Source organism: Kocuria sp. SM24M-10, from assembly GCF_001027955.1.
Lineage (GTDB): Bacteria > Actinomycetota > Actinomycetes > Actinomycetales > Micrococcaceae > Kocuria > Kocuria oceani.
Window position 1 is genome coordinate 1 of the sequence record NZ_LDNX01000117.1, and the last position, 22892, is coordinate 22892.

Genomic DNA, 22892 nt, shown 5'->3' on the forward strand with positions numbered 1-22892 from the left:
CAGCCGGGGCACCGCCGCCGGCCCGGCTCAGCGGGGGCCGACCACCGGCCGCCGGCCCGGCTCAGCGGGGGCCGACCACCGGCCGCGGGCCCGGGCGGCCCCACTCGGCCCAGGAGCCGTCGTAGACGGAGACCTCCGTGCGGCCCGCGAGGTGGGCGCCCAGGGCCAGCACGCACGCGGTGAGCCCCGAGCCGCAGCTGGTGACCACGCGCCGGCCCTCGGGGGCCGCCGCTGCGATGCGCTCCCGCAGCTCGGGCGGCGGCAGCAGCCGCCCGTCCGCGCCCAGCAGCTCCGTGTACGGCAGGCTGACCGCCCCGGGCATGTGGCCGGGGCGCAGGCCGGGGCGGGGCTCGGGCTCCGTGCCCGCGAACCGGCCGGCGGAGCGGGCGTCGAGGACGACCGCCCCGGGCTCGGCGAGGGCGCCGGCGACGTCGTCGGCGCCCACGAAGAACCCCTCCTGCGGCACGAGCTCGACGTCACCGGGCTCGGCGGGCGGATCCGCGTGCGCGCCCACCGGCCGCCCCTCGGCGGCCCAGGCCGGCAGCCCGCCGTCGAGCACCGCGACCCGGTCGAAGCCCGCCGCCCGCAGCATCCACCACACCCGCGCGGAGGCGAAGACGCCCTTGCCGTCGTAGGCCACCACGCTGCTGGTCCGGGAGATCCCCAGCGCGCGGGCCGCCGCGGTCAGCCGGCCCGCCGGCGGCATGGTGTGCGGCAGCTCCGCGGACGGGTCGGCGAACGGCCCGTCCAGGTCCAGGAGCAGGGCGCCCGGGATGGCCTCGTCGGTCCGGTTGAGCGTGGAGCTCGCGTCCACCAGCACGAGCCGGGGGTCGCCGAGGTGGGCGGCCAGCCATCCGGTGCCCACCACGGGCCCGGGCAGCTCGAGGGACGTCTTCTGGTGCGGGGTGCCGGTGCTCATGCGGGTCAGGGTAGCGCCTCGGGCTACGAGGCGGCGCCCGCCAGCGCCCGCTCGAGGTCCTCCAGCTGGTCCTCGACGTCCTCGATCCCCACCGACAGCCGCACGAGGTCGGTGGGCACCGCCAGCGGGGTGCCCCGGACCGAGGCGTGCGTCATCTCGGACGGATAGCAGATCAGGGACTCGACCCCGCCCAGGCTCACGGACAGGGAGTACAGCCGGGTGCCCTCGGCCACCGCGCGGGCCGCGGCCTCTCCCCCGGCGAGGCGGAAGGAGACCATGCCGCCGGACCCGCGCATCTGCGTCGCGGCGAGCGCGTGGCCGGGGTGCTCGGGCAGCCCGGGGTAGAGCACCTGGGAGACCTCCGGACGCTCCAGCAGCCACTCCGCGATCCGCTGGGCGTTCTCCTGGTGGCGTTCCATGCGCAGGCTCAGGGTCTTGAGCCCGCGGGCGGCCAGGTAGCTGTCCTGGGGCCCGGCCACGGCGCCTGCGGCGAACTGCTGAAAGCCGACCGTCTCGGCGAGCGGGGCGCCGCGCCAGGCGGCGGTCCCGACGACCACGGCCCCGCCGAGGACGTCGGAGTGCCCGCCGATGTACTTGGTGGTGGAGTGCACCACGGCGTGGGCCCCCAGGAGCAGCGGGTTCTGCAGGTACGGGGAGGCGAAGGTGTTGTCCACCACGAGCAGCGCGCCCGCCTCCCGGGCCAGCTCCGCCCAGGCCGCGACGTCGGCGATGCCGAGCAGCGGGTTGGAGGGCGTCTCCAGCCACAGCACCGCGGTGTCCCCGGGGCGGACCGCGGCGCGGACGGCGTCGAGATCGGTGATCTCCACGGGGGTGTGGCCGATCCCCCACGGGGCGAGCACCCGGATGATCAGCCGGTTGGTGCCGCCGTAGCCGTCGGCGCCGAGCACCACGTGCTCGCCCGGGCGCAGCACCGCCCGCAGCAGCGCGTCCTCGGCGGCGATCCCGGAGGCGAAGGCGAACGCGCGCTCGCCGTGCTCCAGGGCCGCGAGCTGCTCCTCGAAGCCGTTGCGGGTGGGGTTGGAGCCGCGGCTGTACTCGTGGCCGGCGCGCAGGACGTTGATCCCGTCCTGGGCGAAGGTGGAGGTCTGGTAGACCGGCGGGATGACGGCCCCGGTCAGGGGGTCGGGCTGCTGGCCGGCGTGGACGGCGGTGGTGGTGAAGCCGCGGCGGCGGGTGGTGACGGTCTGGCTCATGGTGGGGCTCACTTCCGGAGGGTCGAAACGGTCTCGAGCACGGCGTCGAGGGCCTGGCCGAGGTCGGCCACGAGGTCCTGGGGCGCCTCGAGGCCGATCGAGAGCCGGACGGTGGTCTCGGCGATCCCGCCGGCCCGGCGCTGCTCGGGCGTGAGCCGGCAGTGGGTCATCGCGGCCGGGTGGGCCACGAGGCTGCGGGTGTCGCCGATGTTGGCGACCAGCTTGAACAGTCGCAGCCCGTCGATGAAGGGGCCCACGGCGGCGTCCGGGGCCGCGAGGTCGAAGGAGAACACGGAGCCGGTGCCGTGGGGGAAGTCCCGGGCCGCGATCCCGGCCCCGGGGTCCCCCGGCAGCCCGGGGTGGTGCACGCGCTCGACGGCGGGGTGGCCGGCGAGGAACTCGGCCACGGTCAGCGCCGAGGCCGTGTGCCGGGCCACCCGCAGGTCGAGGGTCTCGGTGCCCTGCAGGATCTGGCTGGCGTTGAACGGGGACAGCGTGGTGCCGAGGTCGTGCACGTACTTGGCCCGGACCAGGTGCAGGTAGGGGCTGGCGCCGGCGCACTTGTCGAGCAGGCTCTGCCCGCCCCAGCGGGCGCGGGCGCGGGTGAACTGGGGCCACCGCGCAGGCTCGGCGGACCAGTCGAACGTCCCGCCGTCCACGACCGCCCCGGCGAGGGCGTTGCCGTGGCCGCCGAGGAACTTGGTGGCCGAGTGCACCACGATGTCCGCGCCCTTCTCCAGCGGCCGGTACAGCGCCGGGGAGGCGAGGGTGTTGTCGACGACGACGGGCACCCGCGCCGCCCGGGCGACGTCGGCGATCCCGGGCAGGTCCGGCAGCGTGGCCAGCGGGTTGCCGATGGACTCGAGCAGGAAGGCCCGGGTGTCGGGGCGCACGGCCGCGGCCCAGGCGCCGGGTGCGGTGGGGTCCACGAAGTCGACCTCGACGCCGTGGTCGGCCAGCGAGTCGGTGAGCAGGTCCACGGTCCCGCCGTAGAGCTTCTCGGAGGCGACCAGGTGCTTGTCCTCCCCCTGGCCCAGCAGGGCCAGCAGGGCCACGGCCACCGCGGACTGCCCGGAGCCGGTGGCCACGGCGCCCGCCCCGCCCTCGAGGTCGCTGATCCGCTGCTCGAGCACGGCGACCGTGGGGTTGCCGGTGCGGGTGTAGGTGAAGCCGGCGCGGGTCTGGGCGAACATCTGCCGGGCGGCCTCGTAGTCCGGGAACTCGAAGGCGGCGCTCTGGTAGATCGGCACCGTGAGGGTGCGCTGCCCGGGGTCGTGGTCGGCGCCGGCGTGGATCTGCCGGGTCGAGAGGTCGTGATCGGTCACGGGGAGGGACATGGCGCGGCTCCTGTGCACGTGCTCTTACCCGCACCGGTCACCCGCTGCGGGGCAGCGGGGATGCAGGCCGCTTCCTCATCCGAACCACCCGATGAGCATGGGGTTGGTGCGCGACCCAGTCGGAGCTTGGCAGTCGCGTCTCGTGAAGCTGGGACCACACTATGCGCGGGGCGGGCCGGCGCCGTTCCGCGACCCAAGATGACGTCCGTGACGGATCGTGACGCCGCTCGTGACGCCCCCGGTGGCGCCCTCTGTGAGCCCCGGCGCTCCCGGCGCCCCGGCGGGTCACGCCCGGGTGTCGATGTCCTCGAAGATCAGGAACGTCTGGGTGTCCACCACGCCGGGCAGTTGCTGGATGTGCTCGAAGATCACCTGCCGCAGGTGCACCGTGTCCACGGCGCGCACCAGCAGCATGACGTCGAAGTTGCCGCCCACCAGGGCGATGTGGTGCACGGCCGGGATGGCCCGCAGCTGCGCGCACAGCTCCCGCCAGGTGTTCTGCTGGAGCTTCAGCGTCACATAGGCCGAGGCCTGCAGCCCGGCGCGCACCGGGTCGATCACGGTGCTGAAGCGCAGGATCACCCCCTCGTCGCGCAGCCGGTTGATGCGGGCGTAGGCGTGGGCGCGGGAGACGTGCACGGCCGCGGCGATCGCGGTCACCGACTGCCGGGCGTCCCGGGAGAGCTCGGCGAGGATCTTCCGGTCGGTCTCGTCCAGCGGGACGGGGGTCGAGGGCACGGCGGGGCTCCTTCGGGGCGGGACGGGAGGGCGGGCAGCGGCGTCGGACGAATGCGTGTGCGCCACGCCACAGTAGAACATTTCGTCCACGAGGACAGCACCGATGCCCGCAGGATTCTGGACTTTCCCGCACCCCTGGATACGAACCGTCGGTTCTTCTCATACTGGGCGGACAGAACTTCAGCGGCCTTCCTGCCTCCCCGCGTCCGCACCAGGACCGGGGACCGACCGAGGGGACACCATGAGCCAGACCGTCGAGACCCCCGAGGACCCGATCCTCCGGGCCTCCCAGACCTTCGGCATCACGCCGGAGCAGTACATGCTCCCGGCGCGCGGCGAGATCCGGATGGTGGACCCCACCGGCCGGCTGCTGCCGGCCGAGGAGCAGGGCACCGAGCCCGGCCACGAGTACCCGCTGCCCGCGGGGGACGTGCTGCTGGGCGCCTACGAGAAGCTGGTGGTCGGCCGCCGGGTCAACGACCAGAACTCCGCGCTGGTGCGCCAGGGCCGGATGGCCGTCTATCCCTCCAGCCACGGGCAGGAGGCCTGCCAGGTGGCGGCGGCCCTGTGCCTGCGGGAGGGCGACTGGCTGTTCCCCACCTACCGGGACACCGTGGCCGTGATGACCAAGGGCGTGCGGCCCATGGACGTGATGTCGATCTTCCGCGGCGAGTGGCACGGCGGCTACGACCCCCACGAGCACCACGTCGGCATCCAGTCGACCCCGCTGACCACCCAGCTGCTGCACGCGGTGGGCGTGGCCCACGCCGCGAAGCTGCGCGGTGAGGACACCGTGGTCCTGGCCATGTGCGGCGACGGCGCCACGAGCGAGGGCGACTTCCACGAGGCCCTCAACTTCGCCGCCGTGTTCAAGCTGCCGGTCGTGTTCTTCGTGCAGAACAACGGCTACGCGATCTCCGTGCCCCTGTCCCAGCAGTCGGCCGCCCCGAGCCTCGCCCACAAGGCGGTCGGCTACGGCATGGCCGGGGAGCGGGTGGACGGCAACGACCTGGTGGCCCTGCTCGCCACGCTGGGCCGCGCCGTGGACCTGGCGCGCTCGGAGTCCGAGCCCCTCCTCGTGGAGGCCCACACCTACCGCATGCAGGCGCACACCAACGCCGACGACGCGACCCGCTACCGCGACGACGCGGAGGTGCAGGAGTGGATCGCCAAGGACCCCGTGACCCGGATGCGCGCCTACCTGGCCGGGGAGGGACTGCTCGACGACGCGGCCGAGCAGCGCATCGCCGCCGCCGCCGAGGACGTCGCCGCGGCGCTGCGCGACGGCATGAACGCCGACGTGCAGGTCGACCCGCGCGAGCTCTTCCGCCACGTCTACACCGAGCAGACCCCGCAGCTCGACGAGCAGGAGCAGTTCCTCGCCGCCGAGCTCGCCCGAGAGGAGACCGCACAGTGAGCACCCTCCAGGCCCCCGCCCCGTCCGGGCGGACCCCGGCCGTCAAGCCGGCCACCTTCGCCCAGGCGCTCAACACCGCCCTGGCCGACGCCCTGGCCGCCGACGACGCCGTCGTCGTCTTCGGGGAGGACGTCGGGACCCTCGGCGGGGTCTTCCGGATCACCGACGGGCTGACGCAGCGCTTCGGCCGCACCCGCTGCTTCGACACCCCGCTGGCCGAGTCCGGGATCGCCGGGATGGCCGTGGGCATGGCGATGAACCGGATGCGCCCGGTGATCGAGATGCAGTTCGACGCCTTCGCCTATCCGGCGTTCGAGCAGGTCGCCTCGCACATCGCGAAGATGCACAACCGCACCCGCGGCGCCGTGACCCTGCCGATCGTCATCCGCATCCCCTACGCCGGCGGCATCGGCGGCGTGGAGCACCACTGCGACTCCTCCGAGGCCTACTACGCCCACACCCCGGGGCTGAAGGTCTTCACCCCGGCCACCGTCGAGGACGCCTACCTCATGCTCCGCGAGGCGATCGACTCCGACGACCCCGTGGTGTTCTTCGAGCCCAAGAAGCTCTACTGGTCCAAGGCGCCGGTGGACCTGGCCGAGCTGAGGGACCGCTACGAGAACCGGGCCCCGGAGCGCCGGGAGGGCCGCGCCGTCGTCGCCCGCACCGGGCAGGACGCCACGATCCTCACCTACGGGCCGTCCGTGCCCACCGCCCTGGCGGCCGCCGCGGCCGCCGAGGCCGAGGGCCGCTCCCTCGAGGTCGTGGACCTGCGCAGCATCGTCCCGTTCGACGATGAGACCGTCGCCGCGTCGGTGCGCCGCACCGGGCGCGTGGTCGTGGTGGCCGAGGCCCCCGGCTTCGCCTCCGTGGCCGCCGAGATCGTGGCCCGGGTGCAGGAGCGCTGCTTCCACTCGCTGGCCGCGCCGGTGCGGCGCGTGACCGGCTTCGACATCCCGTACCCCTCGCCCAAGCTCGAGGAGTACTACCTGCCCAGCGTCGACCGCATCCTCGACGCCGTGGACGACCTGCAGTGGGAGGACTGACCATGACCGTGAAGACGTTCACCCTGCCGGATCTCGGCGAGGGACTCACCGAGGCCGAGCTCGTGAGCTGGCTGGTCCAGGTGGGCGACACCGTGGCCGTGGACCAGCCCATCGCCGAGGTGGAGACCGCCAAGTCCGCGGTGGAGGTGCCCTGCCCCTTCGCCGGGACCGTGCAGGAGCTGCACGGCGCCTCCGGGCAGACCCTCGACGTGGGCGCGCCGCTGATCTCCGTGAACACCGGGGACACCGCCGGGACCCCCGCCCCGCAGGGCGGCGGACCCCGTGGCGGGCAGTCCTACCGCGAGGAGGAGCGCGCCGGGGCGGACCCTCGCTCCGCGGCCGAGGCGGGCACCGTGGCCTCCGGGGCCTCCGACGACGCCGAGGGCTCCGGCAGCGTGCTCATCGGCTACGGCACCCCGGCCGCGGGATCGGCCGGGCGCCGGCGCCGGCCCAAGCGCGCCGCGGCTCCCGCCGGGGCCTCCGGCCCGCTCGCCGACCGGCTCGGCGACCGGGCCTCCCAGCAGCTCGCCGAGCAGACCGCCGGGCAGGCCGCGGCGTCCGGGGCCGCCCACGACGCGATGGCCTCGGCCCCGCGGCTGGCCCCCACTGTCATCTCCCCGATCGTGCGCAAGCTCGCGAAGGACCGCGGGATCGACATCTCCACCGTGCGCGGCTCCGGGCCCGGCGGGCTGATCCTCCGCCGGGACGTCGTGGCCGCCACCGCCGCCCCGGAGACGGCCGCCGCCCCGACGGCGCCCGCCCCTCCGGAAGCCGCCCCGCCGCAGCCCCTCGCGGCGGAGCCGGCCGACGGGGCGCCGTCCGGGACGGACCCGCGCACCGGCCTGGGCGTGGCCGGGCGCGTCCCGGTCTCGGGGGTGCGGAAGGTCATCGCGCAGGCGATGAGCCGGTCGCGCACCGAGATCCCCGAGGCCACCGTCTGGGTGGACGTGGACGCCACGAGGCTGGTGGAGCTGCGCGCGGCGCTCAAGGCGCAGGACCCCGCCACCGCGCCGGGGCTCATGGCCCTGATCGCCCGCTTCGTGCTCGCCGGCCTGGCCCGGTATCCCGAGCTCGCCACCCGCATCGAGACCCGCGAGGACGGCAGCCAGGAGATCGTGCGCTTCGAGGGCGTGAACCTGGGCTTCGCGGCGCAGACCGACCGCGGGCTCGTGGTGCCCAACATCCGCGGCGCCCACGCCCTGAGCGCCCGTGGTCTCGACGCCGAGCTGCGCCGGCTCACCGAGCTGGCCCGCTCCGGCAAGGCCTCCCCGGCGGAGCTGTCCGGGTCCACGTTCACCCTCAACAACTACGGGGTGTTCGGCACGGACGGGGCCGCGGCGATCATCAACCACCCGGAGGTGGCGATCCTCGGGGTCGGCCGGATCATCGACCGGCCGTGGGTGGTCGACGGGCAGCTGGCCGTCCGCAAGGTCACCCAGCTCTCCCTGGCCTTCGACCACCGCGTGTGCGACGGCGGGGCGGCCGGCGGCTTCCTGCGCATGGTGGCCGACGCGGTCGAGAACCCGATGTCGGTGCTCGCGGACCTGTAGCAGCAACCGGGCCGGGCCCTCGGGCCCGGCCCGGCAGGCTCAGCGGTCCGGGACCGCCCCGGCCGTCAGTCGCTCTCGGGGCCGGAGCAGTACAGGCAGTCGGGCTCGGCCGCGCCGCAGGCGCAGCGCAGCACGACGGCGCCCCAGGACAGGGCGGCGGTCCCGCGGAGGCGGGGACGGGGCGGGGCCGGGACGAGGTTCGGCAGGAGTTCTACGGTCATGGGTGCAGGTCCTCGAGGATGGGCCGCGGAGCGGTGGTCGTGCAGGGGCGCACCGGCGACGACGGTCGCGGGCAGGACGGGACACCTGTGTCCTGCCTCACGGCCGGCGGGCTGGTGTATCCAGTATCGGCCGCCGTTCCCATCGGCAAAAGCGATGCTTTCCGACGACTACTGGTTAGTATTTTTGTGCCCTCGCCCAGCGGCGCGGATGCCCACGGCTCAGTGCGCGAGTTCCCAGGACCACAGCAGCAGCAGCGTCACCAGGAACCCGGTGAGGTAGTTCAGCCACAGGAAGCGCCGCCAGCCGCGGTTGGCCCGCGCGCAGCCGGCGTCCGTGATGCTCAGGAACGGCACGAGGTTCGCCAGGTAGGGCAGCACCAGCAGCGACGCCAGCGGCCCGGGCCAGGGTACGAGGAGCAGGAGCAGCCCGGCGGCCAGGTAGAGCACCAGGGCGGCCCACACGGTGGGGCGGGCGCCCAGGACCGTGGCGATCGAGCGCAGCCCGCCCTCCCGGTCCGCCCCGACGTCCTGCACGGCCCCGAAGGCCTGGGAGGCCATCGACCACAGGAAGAACCCCGCGCACAGGGCCACCACGCCCACCGACGGGTCCGCCCCGGCGAGCACCAGACCGTAGACGGCCGGGGAGACGAAGTGGGCGGCGGAGGTCGCCGAGTCCAGGAACGGGACCTCCTTGAAGCGCAGCCCCCTGAGGCTGTAGGCCACGACCGCGAAGAGACTCGCCCCGAGCACCCCGGCCGCCGCGGCCCCGCCGGCGGGGAGCAGGTAGGCCAGGAAGGGCAGGGCGGCCAGCACCGAGCCCACCAGGACCATCCGGTGCTCGGAGCGGTCCACGAGCGCGCCCTCGACGCCGCCCTTGCGGGGGTTGCGGAGGTCGGACTCGTAGTCGAAGACGTCGTTGATCCCGTACATCAGCAGGTTGTAGGGGAACAGGAAGAACAGGGTCCCGGCCACCAGGGGCAGGTCCACCCGGCCGGTGGTCAGGACGTAGGCCGCCGCGAATGGGAAGGCGGTGTTGACCCACGAGACCGGGCGGGACGTGGCCACCAGGGTGCGCACGGTGGCCGTCAGCCGACCGCGCTCGGCCAGCCCCCACCACAGCGAGGGCAGCAGCAGCAGCGCGGCCAGCGGGTACGCGAAGTCCTCCACCGGCACCAGGCCGATCCGCAGCTCCGTGATGTGCCCGGCCCCGTAGTCGAAGAACCCGGCGGCGATCATGAGGTTGTCGAACACGACCGTCAGCAGCGCCAGGACCCCGAAGGAGATCCCGAGCACGGCCAGGGCCCGGCGCGGGGCGGGCGCCGGGGAGGGCCGACGGACCAGCAGGGTGGCCGGCACCAGGGCCAGCGCCAGGAAGACCGGGATGACGAGGGCGTAGGTCACGGGGCGTCCGCCTCCTCGCGGACCGGCGCGGCCGCGGCGGAGCGGCGCGCCAGCGCCTTCTCCGTCAGCCGGACCAGGTTCATGGTGAGGTAGCAGAGGAACAGCAGGAACACGACCTCCTCGACCGGGATCTGCGGGGCCACCATCCAGCCCGTCGCGTAGGCGCTCCGGCTGTGCAGGAAGATCCCGAGGCCGATTCCGGCCACGTCCCACGCGAGGAAGAACACCAGACCCGCGGCCAGCACGAGCAGACCCCGGCGGAGGTCCCGGGCGAGGAACAGCCTGCCCCGCACGTCGAGGAGCACCATCCCGGCCAGGCTGAGCAGCAGGAAACCGAGGTACGCAAAGCTCATCCGCGGGGCACCAGGGGTTCTGCCAGCGGTCCGGTGGAGGTGTCCCCGCGCAGGTCCTTGAGCAGGATCTCCGCGCTGATCAGGCACATCGGCAGCCCGATGCCGGGAATGGTCGAGGCCCCGCAGTAGTGCAGCCCGGCCACCTTGCGGCTGCGGTTGGCCCCGCGGAAGAACGCGGACTGCTTGAGCACGTGGGCGGGGCCCAGCACGTTGCCCCGCCAGGAGTTGAAGTCCCGCCGGAAGTCCTCGGGGCCCACCGTGTGGCGCACCACGATCCGCGCGCGCAGGTCCGGCACGCCGGCCCACGCGGCGACCTGGTCGATCACCCGGTCGGCGACCTCCTCCACGCGCGCGGCGCCGGTGCCGTCGGGGCCGCCGGCGCCGAGCCCCGGGTCGGCGGGCACGGGGATCAGGACGAACAGGTTCTCGTGCCCCTCCGGGGCGGTCGAGGGGTCGGTGGCCGAGGGCTTGCACACGTAGACGGACGCGGGGTCCGGCACCCGCGTGGGCTCCTCGAAGATGGCCCGGAAGTTGGTGTCCCAGTCCTCGCTGAAGAACAGGCTGTGGTGCGGCAGCTGGGGCAGCTCCCCCCGCACCCCGAGCATCACGAGCACCGCTCCTGGGCCGGTCTGGCGCCGATCCCAGTAGCGCTGCGGGTAGCTCTGCAGCTCGGGCGGCAGCAGCGCGGTCTCCGTGTGGTGCAGGTCAGCGGCGGAGACGACGACGTCGGCGGCGAGCTCGTGCTCGGCCCCCTCCGCGTCCCGCCACACCACGCCGGTGGCCCGCACGGGGCCGTCCGCGGCCGCGGAGGTGCGGATCCGCACGACGTCGGCCCCGGTCCGGATCCGGGCCCCGTGGGCGACGGCGAGCCGTTCGGCGGCCTCGACGACGCGGCGGAACCCGCCCCGCGGGTACTGCACGGAGTCGGCGAGGTCCATCCAGCTCATGAGGTGGTAGAGCGAGGGCGTCATCCGGGGCGCGCTGGCCAGGAACACGGCCGGGTAGCCGAGCACCTGCCGCAGCCGGGTGTCCCGGACGGTGGCGGCGGCGAAGTCGTGCAGGGATCCGGAGAGGTGGCGGGCGAGCTCCGGCAGCCCCCGCAGGACCGCCCGGTTGAGCAGCGGGGTGAAGGCGGCGTAGGAGGTGTAGAGGAAGTGGCCCACGGCCAGCTCGTAGGTGCGCTTCGCCGAGGCCAGGTAGGTGCGGATCCGCGCGCCGGCCCCGGGCTCCACCGACTCGAACAGCGCCACCGTGTGCTCGAGGTCGGAGCGGATGTCGATCGGCTGCTCGTAGCGCTCGCCGTAGACCCGGTAGGCGGGGTCGAGGCGCACGAGGTCGAGCTCCTGCGCCGCGCTGGAGCCCATGAGGCGGAAGAAGTGGTCGAAGACCTCGGGCATCAGGTACCAGGAGGGCCCGGTGTCGAAGCGGAACCCGTCCCGCTCCAGCAGCCCGGCCCGCCCGCCGGTGCTCGCCCCGCGCTCGAGGACGGTGACGTCCCAGCCGTCCTTGGCGAGCAGGCCCGCCGCGGCGAGCCCGGCGATCCCGGCGCCGACCACCACGGCGCGCCGCCCGCGCGGGGCGGGGGCCCGGCGCCGGCTCCTCGCCCGGACGACCGCGGACGCGGCGAGCGCGGCCTTGCGCGGGTCGGGGACGCGGATCCGGGAGCTGAGCAGCTCCCGGGCGGGGGTGGCACGGATGCGCACGGACAGCTCCCGGAACAGGTCGTGGGCGGCGAGGACGGCGGCGCGGGAGGACACGGGCAGGTCGTCGATCACCGCCCGGGCGGCGGCGAGGTCGGCGTCGATGTCGTCGAGGAGCCGGTCCTTCTCGGTCTCGGAGAACGCGCCGGGCTCCACGCCGGGGAAGTAGACGCGGCCCAGCTCGCCGTAGTCCTCGGCGAGGTCCCGCAGGAAGTTCACCTTCTGGAACGCGGCGCCCAGGCGGCGGGCCCCGGCGACGAGCTGCGCGCGCACGTCCGGGGGCACCTCCCGGCCGGCGAGGAAGACCTGCAGGCACATCAGGCCGACCACCTCCGCGGAACCGTAGACGTACTCGTCCAGGGAGCCGGGGCTGTGCCGGTCCTCGCTGAGGTCGGCGCGCATCGACGCGAAGAACGGGCGGACGAGGTCGGCGCCGATCCCGGCGTCGCGGGCCGTGCGGGCGAAGGCGTGCACCACGAGGTTGCTGCTGAACCCGCGCGCGATCGCGGCGTAGGTCTCGGCCTCGAGGTCGTCGAGCAGCTCCCGCGCCCCCTCGGCCGGGACCCCGGCGCCGGCGCTGGCGCCGTCGACGATCTCGTCGGCGATGCGCACGAGGGCGTAGACGGCGTAGACGTGGGGGCGGATCTGCGGGCCCAGGAGCCGGCAGGCCAGGCCGAACGAGGTGGAGTACCGGCGGATGACGGTCGCGGCGGCCTGCCGGGCGGCGTCGTCGTAGCGGGCGGCGGCCTCGGCCGGGGACCCGGCGTGCTGTGCCGCGCTCACCGGATGCGCTCCGTGGCCCCGCCCACGATGCGGCGCAGCTCCTGGTCGAGGGTCTCGGGCAGCCCGGCGGTCTCCAGCAGCGCCCGCGCCTCGGCGGCGCAGCCGGCGACCATGTCCTCGACCTCCTGCCGGGCTCCGCACCGCTCGATGAGCTCCCGGGCCCGGGCGGCCTCCTCGTCGCCCAGGTCCGGCCGGCCCAGGAGCGCGTCGAGCTCCTCGCCGTCGGACGTGCACTGGGCGGCCAGCACGAGCATGGTGCGCTTGCCCTCCCGCAGGTCGCTGACCGCGGACTTGCCCGTGGCCTCCGGGTCACCGAAGACGCCGAGCAGGTCGTCCACCAGCTGGTAGGCGGTGCCCACGGTGCGTCCGAGCCGGCCGAGCACCGCGACGTGCTCCTCCGGGGCGCCGCCGAGCACGCCCCCGGCCTGCAGCGGCGTCTCGAAGGAGTAGACCGCGGTCTTCAGGCACGTGGCCGCGAGGATCTGCTCCCGTTCCGGGCGCGCCCCGGGCAGCGCGTGGTCGACGTCGAGCAGCTCGCCGGCCGCGGAGCTGAACAGGGCTTCGTCGAGCAGCTCGAGCAGCCGCGGCAGGCGCTCGGGGGAGAGCCCGGAGCGGGCCACGAGCCGGTACGCCCCGGCCAGGGCGAGGTCCCCGGCGATCACCCCGACGCTCGCGCCGTACTGCCGGGCCTGCTCCGGGGCGGAGCCGGCGGCCGAGGCCCGGGCGGCCGCGGCGGCGTTGATGGTGGGCTGGTGGCGCCGCTGCTCGTCCTGGTCGATGACGTCGTCGTGGACGATCAGCGCGGTGTGCAGCAGTTCGAAGGCGGCCCCCACGGCCTCGACCACGGGGGCGGGCTCTCGCTGGGGATAGGCGTCCGCCGCGAGCCGGACGAGCCGGGGGCGGATCCGCTTGCCCCCGGTGCTCAGGCGGGCGACCTCCTCCCACAGTTGGGCGAAGCCGGGGTCCACGCCGCCGGCGCGGCCGGTGGACTCGGTGAGGAACCGGTCCAGGGCCGGGACCGCGGAGGCCCCCGCGGCGTCCGGGCCGGTGCCTGCCCCGGTGCCCGGACGGGCGCTCGAGAATGCCGATTCGCGCGAGAAGACCGTCACCATTCCCCCATTCCACCACAGTCCTTCGAAAGTCGAAGCGTTCGCCCGGGTCATCCCGTGGCGGCGGACGGGCCGGGTGCCGGCGGGACCGTTCCCGCTGCCGCTCCAGCCGCCGCGGCCGCTGCGGCCGGCGCCGTGGGCCCGCCCTCCGCGGCGCGCCGCCCGGCCCGGCGCACGGCGTCCGTGAGCTCGGGCAGGCGCCGGCGCAGGACCTCGATCTCGTCGTCCCCGCAGTCGTCCAGCACGGCCAGGACCTCCTCGGTCATCGGCGCGAACATCTCGCGGCCGGCCCGGTAGGCGTGCTCGGTGGCCCGCAGGCTCACCTCCCGGCGGTCGCGCGGATCGATCGAGCGCACGATGTGCCCCGCGGAGACCAGGCGCTTGATGACCGTGGTGGTCGCCGACCCGCTGAGCACGAGGCGGCGGGCGATGTCCCCGGCCCGCACCGGGCGCCCCTCCCGGTTGGCCTGCATCACCTCGTTGAGGGCGTGGACGTCCTTGTGCGCCAGCCCGTAGCGGCGCCGGACCTGGTCCGCGTAGCGCTCGGCCTCGGTGCTGAAGTGCTGGAGCAGGAAGAGGACGTCGAACCCCCTGCGATCCCGGTGCGCACTCGGCTCCGGCGGTGCGCCGCCGGGCGTGCTCGTCGTGCCCTCGTCGGCCTGCATGTGCCGATTCTAGGCGGCCACTGCGCCAGAATGGATCCATGACGGACAGCAGAGACCGGACCGGACCGCCCCCACCCCCACCCCCCGCCCCCGGGCCCCGGTCCCCCACCGTCTCCGTGGTCGTCCCCGCCCGCGACGACGCCGCGCACCTCGCCCGGTGCCTGCGCCTGGTCGCCGCCCAGACCCGTCCCCCGGACGAGATCGTGGTCGTGGACAACGCCTCCGCCGACAGCACGCCGGAGGTGGCCCGCGCGGCCGGGGCGCGCGTGGTGCCCGAGCCCCGGCCCGGGATCCCCGCCGCCGCGGCCACCGGCTACGACGCCGCCCACGGGGACGTGGTGGTGCGCTGCGACGCCGACACCGTGCCGGGCCCGGAGTGGATCGCCGGGCTGCTCGCCGCGCTGGAGTCCTGCCCCGACGCGGTGGCCGTCGCCGGGCCGGGCCGTTTCCGGGGCCTGCCTCCCGGGACGGGCCTGCTGCTCTCGGAGCTGTACATGGGCCTGTACGTGCTCAGCACGGCCTCGGCCCTGGGCCATCCGCCCCTGTTCGGCACCAACATGGCCATGCGCCGGTCCTGGTGGCTCGAGGTCCGGGACCGGGTCCACCGCCACGACCCGGAGCTGCACGACGACCTCGACCTCAGCTTCCGGCTGGCCCCGGGGCGCCGCATCCTGTACCGGCCCGGGCTCACGGTGGGGATGTCGCCGCGGGCGCTGCGGGCCGGGCGCCCGGCCGTCCGCCGGCTGGCGCGGGCCGTGCGGACGATCCGGGTGAACTGGGCCGAGGAGCGCCCGTGGGAGCGCTGGCAGGCGCGCCTGGGCCACCGCGCCGGCAGGTGCGGCGCATGAGGTGGACCGTGCTCGCGGTCCGATGGGCGGGCCCGCTGTCCGTGCTGCTCACGGCCGTGTTCTTCAACATTGCGGGCGCCGCGGTGATGATGCTCGTCTGCCTGGCCATCACGATCACCTGGCGGGCCCGGCTGCCGGCGCTCCTGGAGCTGGCCACGGACCTGGTCCTGCTGGTCGCCGCGTGGAGCTCCGTGTTCCTGCTCTACGAGCGGCTGGAGCACTGGGACCTGGTGGTCCACTTCGCGGCGACCGCCGTGCTGGCCGAGCTCGCCTTCCGCGCCCTCGAGCGCTGGGGCCGGCTGCGCACGCCCGGGCCCGTGACCCACGTCCTGCTGGTCACCGCCCTCGGCACCACGCTCGCCCTGGTCTGGGAGTACGTGGAGTTCGCCGGCTACGCGCTGGTCGACCCGCGCGTGCAGGTCGGCTACACGGACACCATGGGGGACCTGGCCGCTGGCAACGCCGGCTCCCTGGTGGCCGGGATCCTCGGCGCCTGGGCCCGGCATAGGGTGGACCCACCGCACGGGACCGCCGAGGGAACGGACTAGCACATGTTCTGGACGACTCTGCTCAAGACCTCCGCACAGACCGCGGTCGCCGCCGCGGCCGGCACCGCCGCCACCGCGCGGGGGGTGGACAGCACCTGGTACGCGGACCTGCGCACGCCGGCCCTGCAGCCGCCTCCGGAGGTCTTCCCCGTGGTGTGGACCGCGCTGTACGCCGACCTGGCGGTCACGTCCGCGGCGGTGCTGACCGAGCTGGAGCAGCGGACGTGCCCGGGGCGGCACGGGCTGCACGACCGCGGCGGGGTCATCCGCCGGCCCCGCCCCGGGGACACGCCCTCGGCCGCGGTCCGGCGCCGCCGGGGCTACCGCACCGCGCTCACCGTGAACCTCGCCCTCAACGCGGGGTGGAGCTGGGTGTTCTTCGGCAAGCAGGACACCGCCCTGGCCACGGTCGTGGCGGCGGCGCTGACGGCCAGCTCCGCCGATCTGGCCCGCCGCGCGGGGCGGGCGCGTCCGCTGCTCGGCGCCGCGCTGCTGCCCTACGCCGGTTGGTGCGGCTTCGCGACCGTCCTCAGCGGCCGCATCCACCGGCTCAACGCCTGAGCGCGGGGACCCGGGACGGCCCGGCCGGAGGGGTCGCCGGGGAGGGACGCCCCGGGACGCGGACCCGGCCCCGTGCAGCACGGCGGCGACGTCGACGCGGGGTGCACGTCGCCGCCGGGCGGGCGGTCAGCCGGCGGCGCCGATCATCCACCACTGCGCCGGCAGGGCCGAGGTCCAGCGGGCGCCCGTGCCGGCGCTCCAGACGATCCACCCGTTGGCGAACTCCTGGAAGCACGGGGTCCCGCCGAGCGCGCACAGCTCCCGTGAGCGGGGCTCACCCGCGGTCGCCGCGATCTGCCCGTGCAGGGCGCCGATGCCGCCGCCGGTGCTGAAGGGCTCACCGCCCTGCGCCTCGATCAGCGCGGAGACGGGGTCCACGATGCCGGCGCCGCAGCCGGGGGCGCAGCCGCCCGGGGCCTGCCGCGCCGTGCCGGTCAGCGCGGCGCGGATCTCCTCCACGCCGAGCTCCGGGGACCGCTCGCGGAGCAGCGCCACCGCGCCGGAGACGGCCGGCGCGGCCATGGAGGTGCCGTTGCGCTCGGTGTACGCCGGTCCGGCCGGCGCCTGGGCCCCGGCGTTGCCCGTGGACACGATCTGCGCGTACGGGTCGCCGCCGGGCGCGGCGAGCGTCACCGAGCCGAAGTTGGAGTAGGTCGCCAGCGCGCCGGAGACGTCCGTGGCGGCGACCGAGATGACCCCGGCGCAGTTGGCCGGCGCCGACTGCGCGGCGTCCACGCCCTGGTTCCCGGCGGCCACGACCACGGGGATCCCGCGCCCCAGGGCCTCGTCGATGGCCGCCTGCAGGACCGGCGGGCACTGCCCCGGGACGCCGAGACTGAGGTTGATGACCGTGGCCGGATTCGGATTGGCGGGCACGCCCGGCACCGCGGCGCCGCTGGCCCACGTGATGCCCGCGGCGACATCGGTGATGTAGCCCAGGCTGCAGGCGCCCACGGCGCGCACGGGGAGGATCCGGGCGTCCGGGGCCACCCCGGCGATGCCCTGCCCGTTGCCGGCGTCGGCCGCGGCGATGCCGGCCGTGTGGGTGCCGTGCCAGGTGGAGGTCGTCGGCATGGGGCTGGCGGGGCACAGGACCGCGTCCGGGTAGTCGCCCTCGTCGGACGGGTCCGCGTCCCATCCGTCGCCGTCCCGCCCGTTCGCGGCCGTGGAGACGAAGTCGTAGCCGGGCAGGACGTTGGCGTCCAGGTCCGGGTGCGCGGTGATGCCGGTGTCCACCACGGCGATGGTCTGCCCGGCCCCGGTGGCCAGGTCCCACGCGGCGGGCATGCCCAGCCCGGCCGGGTCGTCCCACAGGCTCCACTGCAGGGCGGTGTAGGAGGGGTCGTTCGGCACGGCGGCCGTGGCGGCCAGCGAGTCCGGCGCCGCGTACTCCACGGCGGGGTCCTGCGCCAGGGCCGTGGTCAGGGCCTCGAGCTCGGCACCGGCGAGCAACCCGCCGGTGCGCAGCACCTGGGCGCCGTCCGCGGTGGTCGTGGTCTCGGCGAGCCCACCGCTCCCGGCGCGCGCCGCGGCCTGCGCGTAGACGTCGTCCCGGAGGTCCCCCGGAACGGTCCCGTCGCGGAACTTCACGACGACGCGGTCGGTCGCCTCCGCCGGCGCGGCGCCGGAGGGCGCGGCCGCCGGACCGGGCTGCGGGAGCGCGGTCGCACCGGCGGCGCCCAGCGGGACGAGGGCGAGAGCGGCAGCCAGTGCCAGGGAGACGGTGGTGCTGCGAGTGGGCGTCACGGAAGTTCCTCCGGCCGGTCGGGCGGGAGGCAGCACGGAGCACACGGTTCCACCCCCCGATGAACTGGAGCGGGAACGACCGCCTGCGGAAACGGAGCCCCCACTCCTGTGCTGTGCTCAGCGTAGGGAGGGGGCGCGCGTGTGACCGAATGCGAACGCGGCCGGCCCGGGCGCGGTGGCGGCGCTCAGGCCTCCCGGGCCACGCGCAGCGCCGCGCCGATCAGCGGCAGCTGCAGCGGCAGCCGCACGATCGCCGCGGTCCGCCGCGCCGGCGAGGCCCGGCGGGCGCGCCAGGCCATGGTGACGTTGCCCGGCCACACCCCCAAGAACAGGGCCGCCGCGGCCCAGCCCCCGCTGCGACGGGTGCGCGGGTGCAGCAGCAGCGCACCGACCCCCAGCTCCGCCACGCCGGAGCCCAGGGTCCACGCCCGGGCGGGGCCGGGCAGGACCCGGGGGATCAGCCCGTCGAAGGGTGCCGGGCAGGCGAGGTGCAGGGCCCCCATCCCGGTCAGGGACCCGCCCAGGAGCAGGGCGCGGCGGGCGGCGGCCGGAGGGGAGGACATGGGCCCACCCTACCGGCCCGGCCGTGACGCACAGCACAGCGGCGCCGGGCATGCATCCGCCTCCGATTTTGTTGACACGTACAGCAAATGCTGCCGACCCAAAAGGAACCCCCATGACCACCGACGCCCTCCAGGACCGGGCCGTCCTCGACGCCCCCTCCGCCGACCTCCTCTTCCACCAGGCCCGCACCGCCTCGGAGTTCCTCGACGAGCCCGTCGGGGACGAGCAGCTGCGCGCGATCTTCGACCTCGCCAGGATGGGCCCCACGGCCATGAACATCCAGCCGCTGCGCGTGACCTGGATCCGCTCCGCGGAGGCCAGGGAGCGCCTGCTCCCCCTCCTGGCCGAGGGCAACCGGGCCAAGACGGCCGGCGCCCCCGCGGTCGCCGTGCTCAGCTACGACACCGACTGGCACGAGCACCTGCCCGCGGTGTTCCCGCCCGCCGCCGGCAACCAGGCGATGTTCGCCGGCAACGAGGAGCTGCGCACCCGGATGGGCCGGGACAACGCCCACCTGCAGGCCGGGTACTTCGTGCTGGCCGTGCGGGCCGTGGGCCTGGCCGCGGGCCCCATGGGCGGCTTCGACGCCCCCGGGGTGGACGCGGCGTTCCACGCCGGCACCGGCCTGCGCTCGTTCATGGTCGTGAACATCGGCGCCTCCGCCGCCCCGCGCCACGACCGGCTGCCGCGGCTGGACTTCGACGCCGCGACGACCACCGTCTGAGACCGTGCCGGGCGGGTCCGCGGACCGCGGCCCCGCCCGTCCGCTCCCGGGCGGGTCCTGCACGTCCGCTCCCGGGCGGGTCCTGCACGTCCTCCCCGCATGCTCCGCGCGTCCTCCGTGGCGGCTGTCGGTGTCAGCACGGATACTGGACGGGATGACGCCCGCACTCCTGTCCCTCGGCACGGCCCTTCCGCCGCACGTGCTCGAGCAGACCGACGCCCAGGACCTCTACCAGGCCCAGCCCGGCACCGACCGGCTCAACGCCCGGCTGCTGCGCACGGTGTTCGGCGCCTCCGGGGTCGCGCGCCGGCACACCGTGCTCTCCGAGCTGGTCGACCACGACGCCCGGGAGGACTCGCCCTACATCACCGGCGACGGCCGGTTCCGGGCACCGCTCACCGGTGCCCGCAACCGCACCTACATGGAGGAGGCCCCCGGCCTGTTCGCCGCGGCCGCCCGGGACGCGCTCGCCCGCTGCCCCGCGGTCGACCCCACATCCATCACCGACGTGGTCACCGTCTCCTGCACCGGCTTCTTCGCCCCCGGACCCGACTACCACCTGGTGCGGGACCTCGGGCTCAACCCCGCCACGCGCCGGTCGCACATCGGCTTCATGGGCTGCCACGGCGGGCTGATCGGGCTGCGGCAGGCGGCGGCCATCGCCACCGCGGACCCGGACGCGGTGGTGCTGCTCGTGGCCGTGGAGCTGTGCACGCTGCACCTGCGCCCGGCCCGGGACGCGGACGCCATCCGGGGCGCCGCCCTCTTCGCCGACGGCGCGGCCGCCGCCCTGATCGGCTCGCGGGTCCCGGACGGGTGCGCGCCCCTGCTGCAGCTCGACCGGTTCCGCACCCTCGTCATCCCCGACGGCGAGCAGGCGATGGCGTGGACCATCGGCGACTCCGGGTTCGAGATGATCCTCGGCGCGGCCGTGCCGCAGGTGCTGGAGGACAACATCCACGCCGCCCTGGAGTCCCTGCTGGAGGGACCAGGGGGTGCCGTGGACCGCGCCAGCATCACCGACTGGGCCCTCCACCCGGGCGGCCGGGGCATCCTCGACAAGCTCGAGCACACGCTGGACCTGGCCCCCGAGGCGCTGCGCGAGTCCCGGGACGTGCTGGCCACCCGCGGGAACATGAGCAGCGTGACCGTCCTGCACGTCCTGCGCCAGGTGATCGACGAGGCCCCGCCGGGCGAGGACCGCACCGTGTGCGCCCTGGCCTTCGGCCCCGGGCTGACCGTGGAGTCGGCGCTGTTCACGATCCCCGCCCGCCCCGCGGCACCCGCCGCGCACGCCCACTCGGCCACGGCCGTCCCGACCCCCTAGGAGGCTCCTCGTGGACCATGACGTGATCGTCGTCGGCGCCGGGCTGTCCGGCCTGCAGTGCGCCCGCCTGCTCGAGCAGCACGGCCTGGACGTCGCGGTCCTCGAGGCCTCCGACGGGGTCGGGGGCCGCGTGCGCACCGACCTGGTCGACGGCTTCCGCTGCGACCGCGGCTTCCAGGTGCTCAACCCCGCCTACACCGAGCTGCGGCGCAGCGTGGAGGTCGCGGCCCTGGGCCTGCAGCCCTTCGACGCGGCGGCCGGGATCCCCCACGGGGACGGGATCGACGTCCTGGCCGACCCGCGGCGGGTCCCCCGCCGCCTGGTGGAGACCCTGCGCAGCCCCTACGTGGAGCTGCGGCGGCTGCCGGCGCTGCTGGCCTGGCTCGCCCCCGGCCTGGACCCCGGCGCGCGGCGGCAGGAGGAGCACGACCGGCCGTGGCACGAGGCCCTGGACCGCGCCGGGGTGCGCGGTCCGCTGCGGGACCTGGTGCTCGAGCCCTTCCTGGCAGGGGTGATCCTGGAGGACGAGGGCCGCACCTCCGCCGCCTTCGTGCGGGAGCTGGTGGGCTGGTTCCTGCTCGGCACCCCGGGCCTGCCGGCCGGCGGGATGGGTGCGCTGCCGGAGTGGATCCACGACGGGCTGCGCGCGCCCGCCGTCCTGGACACCCGTGTCCGGGCCCTGGAGCGCACCGGCACCGGCTGGTCCGTGGGCGCCGGGGACGGCACCTGGCGGGCGCCCTCCGTGGTCGTGGCCACGGAGGCCCCGGCCGCGGCCGGGCTGCTGGACCTGCCGGCGACCCCGATGAAGGGCGAGGCCACGTGGTGGTTCGCCGCGGAGTCCGCCCCCTCGGAGCTGGCGTGCCTGGTCCTGCCCGGGCGCACCGGCGGGCCCCTCGTCGACACCGCCGTGGTGAGCAACGCGGCCCCCAGCTACACCCCGGACGGCCGGGCCCTCGTCCAGGCCAGCGCCCTCCTCCCGCGCGGCGCCGCACTGCCCGCGGAGGCCGACGTGCGGCGCCAGCTGGGCCGGATCTGGGGGGCGGACGCCTCCGCCTGGGAGCTGCTCACCGTGCACGAGATCCGCGACGCCCTGCCCGAGCAGCCTCCCGGGCGCGTCGTCGACCGCCCCGCCGCGCTCGGCGACGGCCTCTACGTGTGCGGTGACCACCGCACCACCGGGTCGACGCAGGGCGCCCTGGCCTCCGGGCGCCGGGCCGCGGAGGCGGTACTCGCCTGAGCCCGGGGGCACCCCGGGCCGGCCGGGCGCGCCGGTCAGGCCGAGCCGGACGGAGGCCGGCGGGGCAGGGAGAGCTCCCCCGTCCGCACGACCTCGGCGGCGATCTCGCTCATCTTGCGGTTGGTGTCCTGGCTGGCCAGCCGCAGCAGCTCCTGGGCCTGCTCGCGGGTCACCCGGTGCCGGGCCATGAGGATGCCGATCGCCGTCCCGATCTCCCGGTTGGTGCGCAGGGCCGTCTCCAGGTGGGCGGCCCGCCGGTGGGTGACCGCCACGGAGATGCCCAGGCCCGCGTGCGTGGCGAGCAGCGTCCCGGCCCACACCGCGTGCTCGTCGAAGGCGTCCGGCGCGTCCGAGTAGAGGTTCAGCGAGGCGATCAGCTCCGGGTCCCCGATCAGCCGCAGCCGGTGGGACAGGACGCTGGTCACGCCGACCTCGCGGACGACCCGGGGCCCGTAGCCGGGCCAGCGGTCGTCGTGGGCGAGGTTGCCCGAGACGAGGACGCTCTCGTCCAGGACCGCGTCGACGCACGGGCCCGACCGCAGGTCGTACTGCAGGGCGTCGGCGGCGGCGGCCTCGGGGCCGGTGTGGCCCAGCGTCCGGAAGCTGCCCTGCTGCAGGACGGTGACGCTGGCCCAGCGTGCGCCGTCCACCCACTCCACCGCGCACCGGACGACCGCGTCGACCAGCGAGTCGGCGGGGCTGGCCTCCAGCCTCTCGCCCAGGCGCGTCAGGGCCTGGGCGACCTCGCCCAGCTCGGGGAGGTCGGTGCGGGGGCGGGGAAGGATCACAGCGGCTCCGAGGCGTCGCCCCCGGCGGAGGATGCCCCGGGGTGGTGGAAGCCTCGCTGCTGAAGCTGCGGACCAGTCTAGCCGGGCGCGGGCGGG

The 22892-nt window shown here is 75.5% G+C and carries 22 protein-coding genes and 1 riboswitch; of the genes, 9 read left to right on the top strand and 13 right to left on the bottom strand.

Features of this window, described 5'->3' with window-relative positions; all coding sequences use genetic code 11:
- Nucleotides 1–61 precede the first annotated feature (61 nt).
- The 4 genes from ABL57_RS13155 to ABL57_RS13170 all read right to left on the bottom strand — a co-directional run bounded on the left by ABL57_RS13155 (nt 62) and on the right by ABL57_RS13170 (nt 4208).
- Nucleotides 62–919, bottom strand: a complete 858-nt coding sequence (locus ABL57_RS13155) for a sulfurtransferase (RefSeq protein WP_047803932.1) — start codon at nt 917–919, stop codon at nt 62–64.
- A gap of 23 nt (nt 920–942) precedes the next feature.
- Complete coding sequence (locus ABL57_RS13160; RefSeq protein WP_047803933.1) at nt 943–2133, bottom strand: cystathionine gamma-synthase; 1191 nt, start codon at nt 2131–2133, stop codon at nt 943–945.
- An 8-nt stretch (nt 2134–2141) separates the two neighbouring features.
- Nucleotides 2142–3470 (bottom strand): O-acetylhomoserine aminocarboxypropyltransferase/cysteine synthase family protein, encoded by a 1329-nt coding sequence (locus ABL57_RS13165; RefSeq protein WP_047803934.1) that lies wholly within the window; start codon nt 3468–3470, stop codon nt 2142–2144.
- A gap of 15 nt (nt 3471–3485) precedes the next feature.
- Nucleotides 3486–3618: riboswitch (SAM riboswitch) on the bottom strand.
- 137 nt (nt 3619–3755) lie between these two features.
- The gene (locus ABL57_RS13170; protein WP_047803935.1) at nt 3756–4208 is read right to left on the bottom strand and encodes an Lrp/AsnC family transcriptional regulator; all 453 of its coding nucleotides are present in this window, start codon (nt 4206–4208) and stop codon (nt 3756–3758) included.
- A gap of 241 nt (nt 4209–4449) precedes the next feature.
- Between ABL57_RS13170 and ABL57_RS13175 the strand changes: the two genes are divergently transcribed.
- From ABL57_RS13175 to ABL57_RS13185, 3 genes are read left to right on the top strand one after another with little or no spacing between them, the layout of a single operon-like run.
- Entirely contained in the window at nt 4450–5625 is a 1176-nt protein-coding gene (locus tag ABL57_RS13175) for a thiamine pyrophosphate-dependent enzyme (RefSeq protein ID WP_047803936.1), read from the top strand.
- Entirely contained in the window at nt 5622–6671 is a 1050-nt protein-coding gene (locus tag ABL57_RS13180; protein ID WP_047803937.1) for an alpha-ketoacid dehydrogenase subunit beta, read from the top strand. The genes ABL57_RS13175 and ABL57_RS13180 overlap by 4 nt, the downstream gene beginning before the upstream one ends.
- Before the next feature lie 2 nt (nt 6672–6673).
- The gene (locus ABL57_RS13185; protein WP_047803938.1) at nt 6674–8221 is read left to right on the top strand and encodes a dihydrolipoamide acetyltransferase family protein; all 1548 of its coding nucleotides are present in this window, start codon (nt 6674–6676) and stop codon (nt 8219–8221) included.
- A 65-nt stretch (nt 8222–8286) separates the two neighbouring features.
- Here the strand turns inward: ABL57_RS13185 and ABL57_RS22390 are convergent, their stop codons facing one another.
- From ABL57_RS22390 to ABL57_RS20805, 6 genes are all read right to left on the bottom strand, one after another.
- A complete protein-coding gene (locus ABL57_RS22390) occupies nt 8287–8442 on the bottom strand; it encodes a hypothetical protein (protein WP_158041252.1) in 156 nt (51 codons plus the stop codon).
- A gap of 219 nt (nt 8443–8661) precedes the next feature.
- Entirely contained in the window at nt 8662–9843 is a 1182-nt protein-coding gene (locus ABL57_RS13190) for a prenyltransferase (RefSeq protein WP_047803939.1), read from the bottom strand.
- Entirely contained in the window at nt 9840–10196 is a 357-nt protein-coding gene (locus ABL57_RS13195; RefSeq protein ID WP_047803940.1) for a lycopene cyclase domain-containing protein, read from the bottom strand. The genes ABL57_RS13190 and ABL57_RS13195 overlap by 4 nt, the downstream gene beginning before the upstream one ends.
- Nucleotides 10193–12679, bottom strand: coding sequence for a phytoene desaturase family protein (gene crtI / locus ABL57_RS21345; protein WP_082157442.1), 2487 nt, complete (start codon nt 12677–12679; stop codon nt 10193–10195). The genes ABL57_RS13195 and crtI overlap by 4 nt, the downstream gene beginning before the upstream one ends.
- Nucleotides 12676–13791, bottom strand: coding sequence for a polyprenyl synthetase family protein (locus tag ABL57_RS13205; protein WP_053004963.1), 1116 nt, complete (start codon nt 13789–13791; stop codon nt 12676–12678). The genes crtI and ABL57_RS13205 overlap by 4 nt, the downstream gene beginning before the upstream one ends.
- Nucleotides 13792–13838: 47 nt before the next feature.
- Entirely contained in the window at nt 13839–14453 is a 615-nt protein-coding gene (locus ABL57_RS20805) for a MarR family winged helix-turn-helix transcriptional regulator (protein WP_053004964.1), read from the bottom strand.
- 38 nt (nt 14454–14491) lie between these two features.
- Here ABL57_RS20805 and ABL57_RS13215 point away from each other — a divergent pair, with 38 nt between their 5' ends.
- From ABL57_RS13215 to ABL57_RS13225, 3 genes are read left to right on the top strand one after another with little or no spacing between them, the layout of a single operon-like run.
- Nucleotides 14492–15301 (top strand): glycosyltransferase family A protein, encoded by an 810-nt coding sequence (locus ABL57_RS13215; RefSeq protein WP_047803941.1) that lies wholly within the window; start codon nt 14492–14494, stop codon nt 15299–15301.
- Nucleotides 15298–15849: a hypothetical protein gene (locus tag ABL57_RS13220; RefSeq protein ID WP_053004965.1), complete on the top strand. Its 552-nt coding sequence runs from the start codon at nt 15298–15300 to the stop codon at nt 15847–15849. Before ABL57_RS13215 ends, ABL57_RS13220 begins: the two co-directional genes overlap by 4 nt.
- Before the next feature lie 3 nt (nt 15850–15852).
- Complete coding sequence (locus ABL57_RS13225) at nt 15853–16410, top strand: TspO/MBR family protein (protein ID WP_047803942.1); 558 nt, start codon at nt 15853–15855, stop codon at nt 16408–16410.
- A 126-nt stretch (nt 16411–16536) separates the two neighbouring features.
- On the opposite strand, the gene ABL57_RS13230 is transcribed toward ABL57_RS13225, so the two are convergent.
- Both ABL57_RS13230 and ABL57_RS13235 read right to left on the bottom strand, forming a co-directional pair.
- The gene (locus ABL57_RS13230) at nt 16537–18156 is read right to left on the bottom strand and encodes a S8 family serine peptidase (protein ID WP_053004966.1); all 1620 of its coding nucleotides are present in this window, start codon (nt 18154–18156) and stop codon (nt 16537–16539) included.
- Nucleotides 18157–18341: 185 nt separating this feature from the next.
- Complete coding sequence (locus ABL57_RS13235; RefSeq protein WP_047803943.1) at nt 18342–18719, bottom strand: membrane protein; 378 nt, start codon at nt 18717–18719, stop codon at nt 18342–18344.
- Between the two features lie 113 nt (nt 18720–18832).
- On the opposite strand from ABL57_RS13235, the gene ABL57_RS13240 reads away from it, so the two are divergent.
- From ABL57_RS13240 to ABL57_RS13250, 3 genes are all read left to right on the top strand, one after another.
- A complete protein-coding gene (locus ABL57_RS13240) occupies nt 18833–19444 on the top strand; it encodes a malonic semialdehyde reductase (RefSeq protein WP_047803944.1) in 612 nt (203 codons plus the stop codon).
- A gap of 154 nt (nt 19445–19598) precedes the next feature.
- Nucleotides 19599–20771: a type III polyketide synthase gene (locus tag ABL57_RS13245; RefSeq protein ID WP_047803945.1), complete on the top strand. Its 1173-nt coding sequence runs from the start codon at nt 19599–19601 to the stop codon at nt 20769–20771.
- A gap of 10 nt (nt 20772–20781) precedes the next feature.
- The gene (locus ABL57_RS13250) at nt 20782–22008 is read left to right on the top strand and encodes an NAD(P)/FAD-dependent oxidoreductase (RefSeq protein ID WP_047803946.1); all 1227 of its coding nucleotides are present in this window, start codon (nt 20782–20784) and stop codon (nt 22006–22008) included.
- 35 nt (nt 22009–22043) lie between these two features.
- On the opposite strand, the gene ABL57_RS13255 is transcribed toward ABL57_RS13250, so the two are convergent.
- The gene (locus tag ABL57_RS13255; protein ID WP_047803947.1) at nt 22044–22796 is read right to left on the bottom strand and encodes a GAF and ANTAR domain-containing protein; all 753 of its coding nucleotides are present in this window, start codon (nt 22794–22796) and stop codon (nt 22044–22046) included.
- Nucleotides 22797–22892: the final 96 nt, after the last annotated feature.

What these genes read in the sequence shown, in the direction of transcription:
- ABL57_RS13185 (WP_047803938.1), top strand. Translation starts at nt 6,674, where the DNA reads ATGACCGTGAAGACGTTCACCCTGCCGGATCTCGGCGAGGGACTCACC.
- ABL57_RS13245 (WP_047803945.1), top strand. Translation starts at nt 19,599, where the DNA reads ATGACGCCCGCACTCCTGTCCCTCGGCACGGCCCTTCCGCCGCACGTG.
- ABL57_RS13195 (WP_047803940.1), bottom strand. Translation starts at nt 10,196, where the DNA reads ATGAGCTTTGCGTACCTCGGTTTCCTGCTGCTCAGCCTGGCCGGGATG.
- ABL57_RS22390 (WP_158041252.1), bottom strand. Translation starts at nt 8,442, where the DNA reads ATGACCGTAGAACTCCTGCCGAACCTCGTCCCGGCCCCGCCCCGTCCC.
- ABL57_RS13205 (WP_053004963.1), bottom strand. Translation starts at nt 13,791, where the DNA reads ATGGTGACGGTCTTCTCGCGCGAATCGGCATTCTCGAGCGCCCGTCCG.
- ABL57_RS13240 (WP_047803944.1), top strand. Translation starts at nt 18,833, where the DNA reads ATGACCACCGACGCCCTCCAGGACCGGGCCGTCCTCGACGCCCCCTCC.
- ABL57_RS13215 (WP_047803941.1), top strand. Translation starts at nt 14,492, where the DNA reads ATGACGGACAGCAGAGACCGGACCGGACCGCCCCCACCCCCACCCCCC.
- ABL57_RS13235 (WP_047803943.1), bottom strand. Translation starts at nt 18,719, where the DNA reads ATGTCCTCCCCTCCGGCCGCCGCCCGCCGCGCCCTGCTCCTGGGCGGG.
- ABL57_RS13165 (WP_047803934.1), bottom strand. Translation starts at nt 3,470, where the DNA reads ATGTCCCTCCCCGTGACCGATCACGACCTCTCGACCCGGCAGATCCAC.
- ABL57_RS13155 (WP_047803932.1), bottom strand. Translation starts at nt 919, where the DNA reads ATGAGCACCGGCACCCCGCACCAGAAGACGTCCCTCGAGCTGCCCGGG.
- ABL57_RS13160 (WP_047803933.1), bottom strand. Translation starts at nt 2,133, where the DNA reads ATGAGCCAGACCGTCACCACCCGCCGCCGCGGCTTCACCACCACCGCC.
- ABL57_RS13225 (WP_047803942.1), top strand. Translation starts at nt 15,853, where the DNA reads ATGTTCTGGACGACTCTGCTCAAGACCTCCGCACAGACCGCGGTCGCC.
- ABL57_RS13220 (WP_053004965.1), top strand. Translation starts at nt 15,298, where the DNA reads ATGAGGTGGACCGTGCTCGCGGTCCGATGGGCGGGCCCGCTGTCCGTG.
- ABL57_RS13175 (WP_047803936.1), top strand. Translation starts at nt 4,450, where the DNA reads ATGAGCCAGACCGTCGAGACCCCCGAGGACCCGATCCTCCGGGCCTCC.
- ABL57_RS20805 (WP_053004964.1), bottom strand. Translation starts at nt 14,453, where the DNA reads ATGCAGGCCGACGAGGGCACGACGAGCACGCCCGGCGGCGCACCGCCG.